The sequence below is a fragment of the Streptomyces sp. NPDC050636 genome, assembly GCF_040654775.1.
GTDB lineage: Bacteria > Actinomycetota > Actinomycetes > Streptomycetales > Streptomycetaceae > Streptomyces.
Map to the genome: position 1 here is coordinate 18,098 of NZ_JBFAIP010000079.1, position 11,807 is coordinate 29,904.

The 11,807-nt window shown below is 66.4% G+C and carries 13 protein-coding genes and 2 pseudogenes; 9 read left to right on the top strand and 6 right to left on the bottom strand.

Annotation, left to right across the window (positions count from 1 at the left end):
• Nucleotides 1-201: 201 nt before the first annotated feature.
• On the bottom strand, nucleotides 202-801 hold the full coding sequence (locus AB0I10_RS32545; protein WP_363156281.1) for an isochorismatase family protein: 600 nt from the start codon (nucleotides 799-801) through the stop codon (nucleotides 202-204).
• A gap of 164 nt (nucleotides 802-965) precedes the next feature.
• Between AB0I10_RS32545 and AB0I10_RS32550 the strand changes: the two genes are divergently transcribed.
• The 5 genes and pseudogenes from AB0I10_RS32550 to AB0I10_RS32570 form a co-directional block, all read left to right on the top strand.
• Nucleotides 966-2,018, top strand: a complete 1,053-nt coding sequence (locus AB0I10_RS32550; RefSeq protein WP_363156270.1) for a GlxA family transcriptional regulator — start codon at nucleotides 966-968, stop codon at nucleotides 2,016-2,018.
• A 232-nt stretch (nucleotides 2,019-2,250) separates the two neighbouring features.
• Nucleotides 2,251-3,351: a M20 family metallopeptidase gene (locus AB0I10_RS32555; RefSeq protein ID WP_363156282.1), complete on the top strand. Its 1,101-nt coding sequence runs from the start codon at nucleotides 2,251-2,253 to the stop codon at nucleotides 3,349-3,351.
• A 301-nt stretch (nucleotides 3,352-3,652) separates the two neighbouring features.
• Nucleotides 3,653-3,985 (top strand): metalloregulator ArsR/SmtB family transcription factor, encoded by a 333-nt coding sequence (locus tag AB0I10_RS32560; protein ID WP_363156271.1) that lies wholly within the window; start codon nucleotides 3,653-3,655, stop codon nucleotides 3,983-3,985.
• Between the two features lie 34 nt (nucleotides 3,986-4,019).
• Entirely contained in the window at nucleotides 4,020-4,700 is a 681-nt protein-coding gene (locus tag AB0I10_RS32565; protein WP_363156272.1) for an NAD(P)H-dependent oxidoreductase, read from the top strand.
• Nucleotides 4,701-4,732: 32 nt separating this feature from the next.
• Nucleotides 4,733-5,535: pseudogene (locus tag AB0I10_RS32570) on the top strand (leucine zipper domain-containing protein); the annotation flags it as partial.
• A gap of 69 nt (nucleotides 5,536-5,604) precedes the next feature.
• Here the strand turns inward: AB0I10_RS32570 and AB0I10_RS32575 are convergent.
• Entirely contained in the window at nucleotides 5,605-6,303 is a 699-nt protein-coding gene (locus tag AB0I10_RS32575; protein WP_363156273.1) for a permease prefix domain 1-containing protein, read from the bottom strand.
• Nucleotides 6,300-6,641, bottom strand: a complete 342-nt coding sequence (locus tag AB0I10_RS32580; RefSeq protein ID WP_363156274.1) for a helix-turn-helix transcriptional regulator — start codon at nucleotides 6,639-6,641, stop codon at nucleotides 6,300-6,302. The genes AB0I10_RS32575 and AB0I10_RS32580 overlap by 4 nt, the downstream gene beginning before the upstream one ends.
• 89 nt (nucleotides 6,642-6,730) lie before the next feature.
• On the opposite strand from AB0I10_RS32580, the gene AB0I10_RS32585 reads away from it, so the two are divergent.
• From AB0I10_RS32585 to AB0I10_RS32595, 3 genes are read left to right on the top strand one after another with little or no spacing between them, the layout of a single operon-like run.
• Nucleotides 6,731-7,207, top strand: coding sequence for a hypothetical protein (locus AB0I10_RS32585; RefSeq protein WP_363156275.1), 477 nt, complete (start codon nucleotides 6,731-6,733; stop codon nucleotides 7,205-7,207).
• Nucleotides 7,204-7,500, top strand: a complete 297-nt coding sequence (locus AB0I10_RS32590; RefSeq protein ID WP_363156276.1) for a hypothetical protein — start codon at nucleotides 7,204-7,206, stop codon at nucleotides 7,498-7,500. The genes AB0I10_RS32585 and AB0I10_RS32590 overlap by 4 nt, the downstream gene beginning before the upstream one ends.
• A 4-nt stretch (nucleotides 7,501-7,504) precedes the next feature.
• Nucleotides 7,505-8,179 carry an HD domain-containing protein gene (locus AB0I10_RS32595; RefSeq protein ID WP_363156277.1) on the top strand — a complete coding sequence of 225 codons (675 nt, stop codon included), beginning with the start codon at nucleotides 7,505-7,507 and terminating at the stop codon, nucleotides 8,177-8,179.
• Nucleotides 8,180-8,547: 368 nt separating this feature from the next.
• On the opposite strand, the gene AB0I10_RS32600 is transcribed toward AB0I10_RS32595, so the two are convergent.
• Entirely contained in the window at nucleotides 8,548-9,078 is a 531-nt protein-coding gene (locus AB0I10_RS32600) for a DUF4188 domain-containing protein (protein WP_363156278.1), read from the bottom strand.
• An 86-nt stretch (nucleotides 9,079-9,164) separates the two neighbouring features.
• Between AB0I10_RS32600 and AB0I10_RS32605 the strand changes: the two genes are divergently transcribed.
• Nucleotides 9,165-9,806, top strand: a complete 642-nt coding sequence (locus tag AB0I10_RS32605; RefSeq protein WP_363156279.1) for a MerR family transcriptional regulator — start codon at nucleotides 9,165-9,167, stop codon at nucleotides 9,804-9,806.
• A gap of 285 nt (nucleotides 9,807-10,091) precedes the next feature.
• Here AB0I10_RS32605 and AB0I10_RS32610 read toward each other — a convergent pair whose 3' ends face one another.
• Complete coding sequence (locus tag AB0I10_RS32610; RefSeq protein ID WP_363156280.1) at nucleotides 10,092-11,315, bottom strand: GDSL-type esterase/lipase family protein; 1,224 nt, start codon at nucleotides 11,313-11,315, stop codon at nucleotides 10,092-10,094.
• 392 nt (nucleotides 11,316-11,707) lie between these two features.
• Nucleotides 11,708-11,807 (bottom strand): annotated as a pseudogene (locus AB0I10_RS32615) (IS481 family transposase); the annotation flags it as partial.

Here is an 11,807-nt window from a genome sequence, read left to right on the forward strand (position 1 = left end):
AAGGACCTGGCGCAGGCCACCGCGATCTACTGTCCGTGGTCAGGTTCGGAGCCATATCCACAGGGCAGCGGCGGTGATGCTGCCTCCGCCGAGGTCAGTCCCAGGGCCAGGTCGCCCAGGTCACCCAGGTGATGCGTACAGAAGGAGACATGCCATAGACATGCCGCCCTGTTGTGATGCGTGAGCGCGTCCGTACGGCGCTCAACTCAACGACGAGCCGGACGGGACGACGATTCCGTAAAGATCAGCGATCGTTGCGAGCGCACTGTGGTGGATCTGTTCCGCAGTCAGCTCGGAAACCGCCGTCACCGTCTGCAGCGGCCGGGTCGCGCAGGCGTCGGCGACTACTGTGGGCTGGTTGCCGCGCAGGAACGCGCCTTCTGCGGTGAAGGTCACGCACATGTGGGTCATGAACCCGGCGATAACGACGTTCTTGTTGCCGGCGGCGTCGATGTGTTCGCCCAGGTCGGTGCCGACGAACGCGTTGGGAGCAGCGGTCTTGACTACGACAGGTTCGCCCTCGATGGGAGCCACAAGGGGGTGGATCTGACCGATGTCGGTCCTGATGTCGTACGGGCTTCCTTCGCCGCCGTCGTTCACGACATGGATGACCTTCGTTCCGACGCTCCGGGCCCTGGCCAGCAACGCGGCGGCAGAGTCGAGGGCGGGCTCCCATCCCGTCAGCTCCATCACGCCAGTGGTGTAGGTGTTCTGGTAGTCGACCAGGATCAGTGTCGCATCGGCCAGCAATGCAGGGGTCTGATCGAAGCCGTTGAGCTCACGCAGGGTCGTCGTAGCCATTGAAGTGCCTTCCTCGGGCGTCGTGTTGAAAGGTCCGAGCCACCGCGCGGCGGCTGTGCGTTGAACGCTATGACCCACCAGATGTGTCGGCAATGTCATCTAACATGCAGATACAGACATCACGTGCGGTGGTAGACCGCCGGCGCCGACCAAACGGAGACCAGATGAGCACCGTCAAACGACTCGTTGTCGTCATCCTCTTCGACGGCGTCGACCTGCTGGACGTCACCGGGCCCCCGGAAGTGTTCTCCTTGCTGCAACGCGAGGTGGACGACGCGACGGGCTACCACGTCGTACTGGCCGCCGAAACCATGGACCCCGTAACCACCTCTGCCGGGGTTCGTGTCCTCCCCGACACCACCTTCCAGGAGGTGTCCGTGAGGAGTATCGACACCCTCATGGTTCCCGGCTCGGTCGAAGTCGACGACCAACGCCGTGTTCACGCCATCACCGACCCCACAGTGGTCGCCTGGGTGAAGACACTCGCCGGCAGGACACGGCGCGTCACATCCGTCTGTGTGGGAGCACATATTCTCGCGGCCGCCGGGCTACTGGACGGCAAGCGCGCCACGACCCACTGGTCGACCGCGCAGCAACTCGCCGCCGATCACCCCTCGATCGAGGTCGACGCCGATCCGATCTTCATTCGCGATCACGATGTGTGGACCGGCGCGGGAATCAGCGCCTGCCTTGACCTGTCGCTTGCCCTCGTTGCCGACGACTTCGGCGAAGCCACCGCGCTTCGCGTCGCTCGGCAGCTCGTGATGTATCTGAAACGACCAAGCGGGCAAAGCCAATTCAGCGTCCCGCTCGAACCCGTCTCGACAACGCGACGCATCGAGGATCTCCGCCACTACATCACGCGAAACATCAACGAACAGCTCACGGTCGCCGACCTCGCCACTCACGTCCATGTGAGCGAACGGCAGCTCACCCGAATCTTCAAGACTGAACTTGGAATGACACCGGCCGCTTACATCGAATCAGCCCGCGTCGAAGTGGCGCGCAATCAACTTGAATCCACGGATGTAACTCTCGAACGGATCGCATCCACCTGCGGCTTCAATACCACCGATACCCTCATCCGTGCGTTCCGCCGACAACTCAACACAACACCGACCGAGTACCGAAACCGATTCCGGCACTCCATTGGTGAAGGTGTGAACTCACCTGGAGTCGCCGGAGCGGCGAAGCGCCAGCGTCCGGCCGGAGCGTGATGGGCACCCTCCAAGAGACCGGCCCCCGCGATCAGGAGCGGAATCGCAACCGTGCCGACGGCATCGACCCGCGCGACCTGCAGATGGTCGCGTTCAGGTCGGACCCGGCCACATGGCGCGCACCGCGTTTTTCGACCCAAACGATGACCCGAACGATGACCTGAACGATGACCTGAACGATGACCCGGCAGGTAAGCCCATTCCGTCACTGCGTACCAAGTACCCTTCCAACGTGACGATGCACAAGACCGTCGATGTGAGTGTCGACGCAATGATCGAGGACCTCAGGACACTCGTCGAAATCGAGTCTCCATCGCGCGATCTCGACGCCTTGAAGGCATCGGCCGCAGCTGTCGCCGCTGTCATCGAGAGCCGCCTTGGCGGGCAGGCCATCTTCGTTGAGAGCGAAGCCGGGCCGCACGTCCACTGGTCGGCCGGCGGCGATCCCAAAGTGCTGATCCTCGGTCACCATGACACGGTGTTTCCGCTCGGCACTCTTGAACGCCGCCCGTTCATGGTCGAAGACGGGCATGCAACCGGCCCCGGTGTCTTTGACATGCTTGGCGGTTTGGTACAGGCCGTTCACGGCCTGGCGACGCTCGATGACCGGTCAGGCATCGAGATCCTGGTGACCGCCGACGAAGAGGTCGGCTCCCGCTCCTCGCGAGCTCTCATCGAAGAACGAGCCGTCGCCTGCGGCGCTGTACTCGTGTTCGAGGGTGCCGCTGACGGCGGAGCCCTCAAGACCGGCCGTAAGGGCTGCGGCACGTTCCAAGTATCCATCGCGGGCCGGGCGTCGCACGCAGGCCTTGAGCCCGCAGCCGGGGTCAACGCCCTGATCGAAGCATCACACCAAGTGCTGGATATCGCAGCGCTCGGTCGACCCGACATCGGCACGACTGTCACCCCGACAGTCGCGTCCGCAGGAACCCTGGACAACGTCGTTCCCGCAGAGGCGACCGTCATCGTCGACGTCCGGGTCGAGTCGGCCGACGAGAAAGAACGAATTGAATCCGCGTTCGCAGCACTGGCTCCGCATCTCGACGAGGCGGAGATCACGGTTCAGGGAGCCATCAGCCGACCCCCGATGCCCGAGTCGGCAGCGGCCGAGCTCTTTGCAGCGGCAAAGCGACTGCTTCCCGACCTCGAAGGCAAGGCAGTCGGCGGCGGAAGCGACGGCAACTTCACGGCCGCTTTGGGGGTGCCGACACTCGATGGCCTTGGAGCAGTCGGGGGCGGTGCGCACGCCGACCACGAGTACCTGGTGATCGAAGCCATGGCCGAGCGGGCGAACCTTGTTGCTGGACTGGTGAACGCGATTCGGAACGCATAGGAGAAAACGTGAGCATGCGCGACCTGTGAGCGATCACGCGAGGTCGCGATCTGCGATCACCGAGATTCACGTTCAGTGATCGGGCCCGCTGCCGGCGGCGCGGTGAGCGGCGAGCCCATAGAGAAACGTCTGCCCATTCAGGATCCTTCTCGGCCCTGTCCAGTTCCTTTGGCGTCACGCACGTGAACGAGATGTACATGCCCACGTGCCCACGGAAAGTCCCCCGATCGACGCGGCCCACCTACGGATCAGATATCGAGATATCGTGGTGTGTCGGAGTGTCTGGCGAGAGAGGCGGCTCATGGCCGAAGCGGCGGTATCGGGTTCGGGTGATCTGATCGAGGTGTTCAAGGCCCTTGGCAACCCTGCCCGTTTGCAGATCATGCAGTGGCTGAAGGATCCCGACAGGCACTTCGGCGAGTATGAGCCGATCGCCGACCGTCAGTCGGTCGGCGTGTGCGTCACGCACATCCAGGCGAAGTCGGGACTCGCCCAGTCGACCGTCTCCAGCTACATGAGCACGCTCGAACGGGCGGGGCTCGTGCGTCCCACCCGGGTGGGCAAGTGGACCCACTACCGGCGCGATGAAGAGCGGCTGGCGCAGGTGGCACGAGCGATCGACACCACCATCTGATTGACGAATCGCAATACGTCGATATGATCTTCTCATGTCGACCTTCGATGCTGCTCCCACCGCCCTGATCGTTCACGCTCACCCTGAGCCCCACTCGTTCAGCACGGCCCAGATGACCACTGCGGCTCAGGCCCTGCGTGATGCCGGGTACCGAGTCGACGTCCTCGACCTCTACTCCGACGCATGGGCCCCGGCCCTCGCCCGCGAGGAGTTCGCACCAGTGGAAGGTCACTTCAAGCCGCAGGCCGAGCAGCGGCGCGCGTTCAAGGACGGGACGCTCGACGCGGCCGTCAAGGCCCATCTTGATCGACTGCTCGCCGCTGATCTGCTCGTGCTGTCATTCCCGATGTGGTGGTTCTCGCTGCCCGCCATCCTCAAGGGATGGGTGGACCGGGTCTTCGTGATGGGCGGGGTCTTCGGCGGGGACTACGGACTCTTCGGCGACGCAGCGCTCGCCGGGAAGCGAGCGATGCTGCTGTTCACGACCGGCGGGCCCAGTGAGTCGTTCCGCCCTGGTGGCGCCTTCGGCTCGATGGACGACTTCCTATTCCACATCCACCACGGGATGCTGGAGTTCGTCGGCTTCCAGGTGCTCGACCCCGTGGTCACCTATGGACCTGCCCACATGACCCACCAGGAACGAACAGCGGCGCTGGACGCGGTCAGAGAGTCTGTCGCGCTCATCGCGGCGGATTCGCAGACCACTGTTCGTTGACCCCGACGCCGACGAAGCCAGGAAGCTCCAAGATGTCGCATCGCAATGCGCCTCTTGCCATTGAGGGCAGGCGCCATCTGGTCGAGCGCTGCCGCGAAGCGGCCGATCGCCCACGTCGCGGCAGAGATGGGAATCTCCAGGGCGTGCGCGTCGAAGTGGGGCAACCGCTACTGCCGCCACGGTGAACTCGGCCTGCTGGATCGTTCTTCACCACCGCGCCGCCAGCCGACTGCAACGGACTCCGCGATCGTGGCCCGGATCGAGGACGTCCGCCTCACTCACAAGTGGCCGGCCTCGCGGATCGCATTTGAGCTCCAGGAAGAGAGGGGCTCGATCACTCGCCGCACGGTGTCGCGTCATCTGCTCGCGCTTGGACCGAACCGCCGCCGGTTCATGGACCCGAACGGTGAATCCAACCGGGAGCCGCGGAAGATCACCGCCCGCCGTCCCCGGCGCATGGTCCACGTCGACGTGCAGAAGGTCTGCCAGATCCCGGACGGCGGCGGGTGGAGAGCCCACGGACGCGGAAGCGAGCAGGCAAGAACCTCTGGCGTCTCTAGCGTCGCACGAAGAAGAGCGAGCGCGGCGGCTTCATATGCCCCCATTCTGCCGTCGACGGGTTCAGCCGGCTCGCCTACGCCGAAGCGCTGCCAGACGAGAAAGCCGCAACCACCATCGCCTTCATACACAGGGCGAGAGCCTGGTTCGCCGCCCACGGCGTCGTCCGCGCATCGAGCGCAACGTCATTGACAACGGCGCCTGCTACCGCGCCAACGCGTTCCCCGGTGTGCTGCCCGGGTCGCGCCACCATCGGATCACGCCGTACACGCCACGGCGCCGGCTACGCCGGAGAGTTGCGTAGCCCTCTCGCGTCCCGGATTCCTGCCTTTCTCGTGGGACGGCGTCAGCCGCGCGGTCGGGGCACGGCGGGTTGTGTGACGGGCAGGCGGGCGCAGCGACGGCAGGCACGGGCCGAGGCTGCTACTGCGGCGTGCGAGGCAGCTGCGAGTGTGCCGGCGAGCGCGAGCACTGGCCAGTTCGTGGCCAGGGCTGAGGCGGCGGCGAGGGCGAGCGTCGTCACCGCCATCGCGGCGCTGGCGGTGGTGCCGGCCCAGGCGACCACGAGTGGCAGCCGGTGCGGCGTGGGCAGCCGGCGGGCGAGGGCGCCGGTAGCGGCCAGCGACGCTGCGGCGAGCAGCGCGGCGATGGTCGCGACACCGGCCAGATGAACGGCCAGCAGCTGTGCCGTGCACGGCAGTTGCCAGCCCTGAACGTGGTCGGCGGTACGGGCCAGATACCAGCAGGCGATCAGGAAGGGGGCGGTGAGCGCGATGACCCGGGCGGTGTGCCGGGCCTGGGCGATGGTCAGTTCCCGTTGACAGCTCGGCACGAGCTCGTCGACCGTCCCGAACTCTCGCACTGCTTGGCGGACGGCGCGTGCGTAGGGCATTCCTTCGCCTGTGTGGGCCTCAGCCGTGTCCGCGAGGCCGTCGCGCATCTCCTCGATCATCCGGGCCTTGGCGCGGGCCGGTCCGTGCAGGGCGGCTGTCAGGTCCGCCACGTAGTCGCCTATGAGGTCGGTCTGCCGACCGGTGGCGTTCATGTGGCCAGCCCGGGCGGTGTGCCGGGGTTCAGGACCGAGCCGATCGCTGTGGTGAACTCGCTCCACGCCGCCCGCTCGCCGGCCAGAGTGTGTCGTCCCGCGTCGGTGAGCTCGTAGCACCGACGACGCCGTTCGCCGGCGGACTGCCAACTGCTGCTCAGCAGCCCGAGCCGCTCCAGCCGGTTCAGGGCCGGGTAGATCGTGCCCGTGCGCAGTTCGAGCACTCCCCCGCTGCGGCGTTGGACCGCGGCGATGATCGCGTAGCCGTGCAGCGGGCCCGGCTCAAGCACGGCCAGCAACAGTCCATCCAGGTGCCCTCGCACCGCATCCGCCTTCATGAGTAGGCAGCCTACCCAAAATTACCGTAGGCAGTGTATGTATTGGCAGCCAACGTATTTGCATTTGCCTTCTGCCTGGAGAACCCACCGTGACCAAGCTGCTGTTGTCCGTGCACGTCCTCGTCGCGATCCTGGCCGTCGGGTCGATCACTGTGGCTGCCTCGATGTTTCCGCGCTATGCGCTGCGGGCGTCCGGCGGCGAGGAACAGGACGGCCGATCCGCCGGGATCGCCGCACTCCTGCACCGAATCTGCCGCGGCTACGCTCTCGCTGGTCTCGCCGTGCCGGTGTTCGGGGTAGCCACCGGCGCCCAACTCGGCGTCCTCACCGACGCCTGGCTGATCGCCTCGCTCGCGCTGACCGTGATCGCCGCAGCCCTCCTCGCGATGGCCATCCTGCCCGGCCAGCAGCGCCTGCTCGCCTTGGCTGCCCAGGACTTGCCCACCCAGGAAGCGGCGCGTCCCACAGCGACCCGCCTCACGATGCTCACCGGCATCTTCAACGTCCTCTGGGCGATCGTCGTCGTCCTGATGATCGTCCGCCCCGGCTCCACCACAGGTGCGTGATCCCTGTGCGCACACTGCGGATCTCGGCCGGCGCAGAGGCCATATCTCTCGCAGCCCTGCTGCTCAACCTGCTCACCACACACACGCAAGCGATCGCGACGCTCCTCGGCCCGCTACACGGCACTGCCTACCTCGTCGCCATCGCGGCCACCTGGATGGTCCCCCCAGCCGCCTCATCGGGCGCCCGATGGCACGCCCTCATCCCGGGAGTCGGCGGACTGCTCGCCCTGCGGCGGATCCGAAACCGTGCCCGAACGAGCCAACCGCCCACTCACCAAGCCCAGGAAGGCTGATCCAATGGACAACACATACCCGGGACTTCCCTTCCCTCGTACCGACATGGCGCTCAAAGCGGTGCGCTACGTACATGGCATCGAGGACCCTGCGATCTTCAACCACAGCATGCGCAGTTATCTCTACGGGCGCTTCCTCGGCGCGCAGCAAGGTCTGCAACCCGACCATGACTACGACGACGAGCTGCTGTTTCTGGGCTGCCTTCTGCACGACGCCGGGCTCAGCCCCGAGGGCAACGGCGATCAGCGCTTCGATATCGACGGTGCCGACTTGGCCGCTCGCTTCCTCACCGACCAGGGACTGTCACCCGAAAAGGTCGAAATCGTATGGGATGCGGTCGCCCTGCACCTGCACTACGAGATCGCCATCCGCAAACGCCCGGAAATCGCACTGGTAACGACCGGTGCCGGATACGACCTCGGCCCCGAAGGACCGCACACCGTCCCGGCCGGGTACGTCCACCGCATCCATGCCGCGTTGCCTCGCCTGCACGCCGCGCCCGTGCTCTACGACACGATCGTTGGGCAAGCACTCGGCAATCCGCATAAGGCCCCACCATTCAGCATGCCGGGTGAGCTCGTCCGCCAAAAGACCCAGGAATCCTGGCCCACTTGGGAACAACTGATGACCCAACATCCTTCCTGGAACGACTACGACGGCTACCAGTCGAAAGCATGAGCACGGGTACCGGGCGGTCGTCGCCCGCTCGGGCCCGCACTCGCTGGCGTTCGTCCGGCGACCGGTTGGTGAGCAAGATCGGTAGCGGATCGCTTCACCATGATCGGGGTAGTCGGCGCACCGCCGCGCCGTCGACGAGCACGTCCGCCTCTCCCGGAAGGCTTGTTGACGGACGCGGCCAGCCGGCGCAGTCGTTGGCCCCTCGGCGCCGTTGCTGCAGCTCCGCCGCTGCAGCACGGTGTCGCAGGCGGTTGGCGCCATCCCGGCGGCCAACTGCGGGTACGGATCGGTGTCGGGGCCGAACCCCAGGCGGTGCGCCCACTCCGCCGCCAGGTCGTCGCGCCACTGCACTATGGAGACTCGACCGGTCAACTCGCAGGTGTTGAGGAGCCATTGGTGGCTCCGACGGTCCGGTGCGCCAACCGGTCGGCCGCACGCCGGCCGCGACTCTCGACGGGCAGTACCCCGGTGGCCGCGGCCAACCCGTAGGGAGGCATGTCGGCATAGATCGACTCGTACGATCCCTCAGGCGCGATGTACGACTCGTGCCACAGCCCCACATGCTGGCGCACCTTGCCCTTGCGCTCCTTGCGGTTGATGATCGCCCACACCCTGTGGTGGAACATGTCCGGCGACGAGGCGTACGCGTAGAGCTTCTCCTTGGACTCCCAGTACTGGACCACGTAGTACGTACGCGGCGATCCGGTCAGCAGAGTGCGGCCGAGCAGCCCCCGGCTCTTGTCCTTGGTCAGCTCGCTGAGCATGCGCAGCATGGACAGGAACACCGGCACCCATTGGTGCACCGCCCAGAAGTGGTTGATGCGCATTCCGATCAACAGCACCACCACGTCGCCCTCGTTGGCTGCGGTGGTGCGACCCGGTATCGGCTTGGCGAACATGCTGCCTCCAAAGCACCTGTTGGATAATGGAGTTATCCATCCCTGACGTCTTGGATAATGGCGCTATCCGATGAGGGGTGCAAGAGATGCGGCTGGCAGAGTTGAGCGAGCGGAGCGGCGTCTCCACCGCGACGATCAAGTACTACCTGCGGCAAGGGATGTTGGCACCGGGCCGCAGGATCGGCGCGACGACGGCCGAGTACGACGAGAGCCATCTGCGCCGGCTGCGTCTTGTGCGCGCGCTGATCGAGGTCGGCCGGCTCCCAGTGGCGACGGCCAAAGAGGTGCTCGGGCATGTCGACGACCACTCGCTGGGCCGCACGATCCGCCTGGGCGCGGCGCTGTGGGCACTGCCGCACGGGCCTGATCCGGACGATGGGGACGAGACGGTGGCCGCCGCCCGCCGCGAGGTGGACCGGCTGCTTGAGACACTGGGCTGGTCGACCGCCCGGGAACTGGGCGAGCTGTCCCCCGACCACCGTGCGCTGGTGGTGGCGGTGGCCACGCTCCTCCGGCTCGGCTATCCCTGGGACGCCGAGCTGATGGCACCGTATGCCCGGCTCATGCACCAAGCAGCCATCCGCGACCTGGACTTCGTGGAAACCCATCCCTCCGAGGCGGAGAAGGTCGAGACCGCCGTTGCGGCGGCGATTCTCTTCGAGCCGGTGCTGCGGGCGCTGCACCGGCTGGCCCAGGAGGAGGAGTCGGCCCGGCGGTACGGACTGTAGGGCCCGCTGGACTTGGGCTCACTCGCGTGCTCATCGCTACGCCGCGCCCGGAATCGAACCGGCGGCGCCCGGTCTGTGGCCAAGTGGGGCGGCCTGATCGTTGGTGTGCTCCGGTGGCGGTGGTGGCAGTCGTCCCATTCATGACCGTCCCGTTCGTGGCCGTCCCGTTCGTGGTCGTCCCGTTCGTGGTCGTCCCGTTCGTGGTCGGGGCCGTCGTCCTCCCACTTCCGCTACGACAAGCGCGGATACGTCTACCTCGGCACCGTAACCGCCGGAGCGGGCGCCTCAGGCACGCTCGGCGGCGAACGGTCCGTCGATGTCGAAAGCCAGGGCTGCGAAACGTTCGCCGATACGGCGGTGTGTGGCGGCGTCCGGGTGGAGTTGGTCGGGCAGCGGCAGCTCTGCGAAGTCCGCCTCGCCGTAGAGGTCGCGGCCGTCGAGATAGTGCAGGTTCGCATCGTCGGCCGCCCGCTGCTTCACGACGCGGGCCAGTTCGTTCCGGATGACGTTGAGTGTCAGCTTCCCGCCGGCCCGTTCCGCGGGGTCACCCGCGGCCTTGAACTGGAGCCTTCCCTCGCTCAGGTTGCTGAAGTCCGGGGCACTGGGGCCGGGGGTGTCCTCGTGGATAGGGCACAGGATGGGCGAGACGACCAGCAGCGGAGTAGTGGGATGCCCCTCGCGGATGGTGTCGAGGAAGCCGTGTACCGCCGGAGTGAAGGCACGCAGACGCATCAGATCGGTGTTGACGATATTGATGCCGATCTTGACGCTGATCAGGTCCGCAGGGGTGTCCCGCAGGGCTCGGGCGGTGAACGGATCAAGCAGGGCGCTGCCGCCCAGACCGAGGTTGATCAGCTCCACGCCACCGAGGGAGGCGGCCAGCGCCGGCCAGGTCGTGGTGGGGCTTGCGGCGTCGGAGCCGTGGCTGATCGAACTGCCGTGGTGCAGCCACACCTTACGGCCCTCGTCCGGCACGGCCTCGACGGGAGCATCCGTGCGCAGGGCGACCAGCCGGGTGATCTCGTTGTGCGGCAGCCAAATCTCGACGTCCTTCACACGGTCGGGCAGATCGGTGAACCGTACGGTGCCGACCGGGCCGGGCCGGGTTTCCGCAGCCCCGGTGGTCATGTCCACCATGAGGACGTTGCCTCCGGGCACACTGGACTGCCCGGCCAGGCGGCCGTCGACGAGCAGGTCGTACAGACCGTCCGGACGGGGCGGGGCGCCCTGGTAGGACATCTTGGTACGGAGCGTGTCCAGCTCGACGGCCGTGGCACTGGTACGGAACGCGAGCCGTACACCCGACGGCTGGGTCTCCGCCAGGGCCAGCTGACTGTCGGCGCACTGTGCGCGCGCCCGGGCAGGCAGCCGGTGCGGCAGGACCCCGTGCTCGGTGCGCTCCACATCGAGCGCACCGAGCAGGAGATCCGCAGTGATGGGCGTGGTGATCCAGTCCGTCGCCCGGGGCCTGGTGGAAGAGCCGGGGGCGGGGTCGCGCTGAGACTTCATGATCTCAGCCTGACAACCCGATACCTGATCCGCACATGAATTTTCCGGCCCACCACCCTCGTGGTCGAGGCCGACGGTCGCCGTACGCCGGGCGATCAGCAGGATCGGCGGGATCGGCGGGATCAGCCACCGGCTCGGCACCGTCTGCCGTCGCGCAAGCCTCCGCCCGTGATCGGGGAGACACCGTGACGCCGTGACGCCGTGACGCCGTGACGCCGTTAGGAATGTCGCGCGGCTGGCTTCGTTCGTTTCCAAGGAGAGCGTTTGTCGATGAGTTCGAGCAGCAACCAGTGATCAGCGTGTGCGGCGCTGTTCACGAGATCTGGTTCTGGCTCAGCTCCTCTGGTCGTGTTGCCCCATGTGATGGGCAACCTTGGCGGGAAATACGGGCGCTAGTTGTATTGACCTGGAGCGTTGTTCACACGGCTGATGGGTGGCTTGCCGTCCAGTGCGGTGTGGCAGCGGTGGTGGTTGTAGGTGTGGAGGAAGTCT

Bases quoted from the DNA above. Each gene is read 5' to 3' on its own strand.
- AB0I10_RS32610 (WP_363156280.1), bottom strand. From the start codon at position 11,315: ATGAAGTCTCAGCGCGACCCCGCCCCCGGCTCTTCCACCAGGCCCCGG.
- AB0I10_RS32550 (WP_363156270.1), top strand. From the start codon at position 966: ATGAGCACCGTCAAACGACTCGTTGTCGTCATCCTCTTCGACGGCGTC.
- AB0I10_RS32600 (WP_363156278.1), bottom strand. From the start codon at position 9,078: ATGTTCGCCAAGCCGATACCGGGTCGCACCACCGCAGCCAACGAGGGC.
- AB0I10_RS32595 (WP_363156277.1), top strand. From the start codon at position 7,505: ATGGACAACACATACCCGGGACTTCCCTTCCCTCGTACCGACATGGCG.
- AB0I10_RS32575 (WP_363156273.1), bottom strand. From the start codon at position 6,303: ATGAACGCCACCGGTCGGCAGACCGACCTCATAGGCGACTACGTGGCG.
- AB0I10_RS32545 (WP_363156281.1), bottom strand. From the start codon at position 801: ATGGCTACGACGACCCTGCGTGAGCTCAACGGCTTCGATCAGACCCCT.
- AB0I10_RS32560 (WP_363156271.1), top strand. From the start codon at position 3,653: ATGGCCGAAGCGGCGGTATCGGGTTCGGGTGATCTGATCGAGGTGTTC.
- AB0I10_RS32565 (WP_363156272.1), top strand. From the start codon at position 4,020: ATGTCGACCTTCGATGCTGCTCCCACCGCCCTGATCGTTCACGCTCAC.
- AB0I10_RS32580 (WP_363156274.1), bottom strand. From the start codon at position 6,641: ATGAAGGCGGATGCGGTGCGAGGGCACCTGGATGGACTGTTGCTGGCC.
- AB0I10_RS32605 (WP_363156279.1), top strand. From the start codon at position 9,165: ATGCGGCTGGCAGAGTTGAGCGAGCGGAGCGGCGTCTCCACCGCGACG.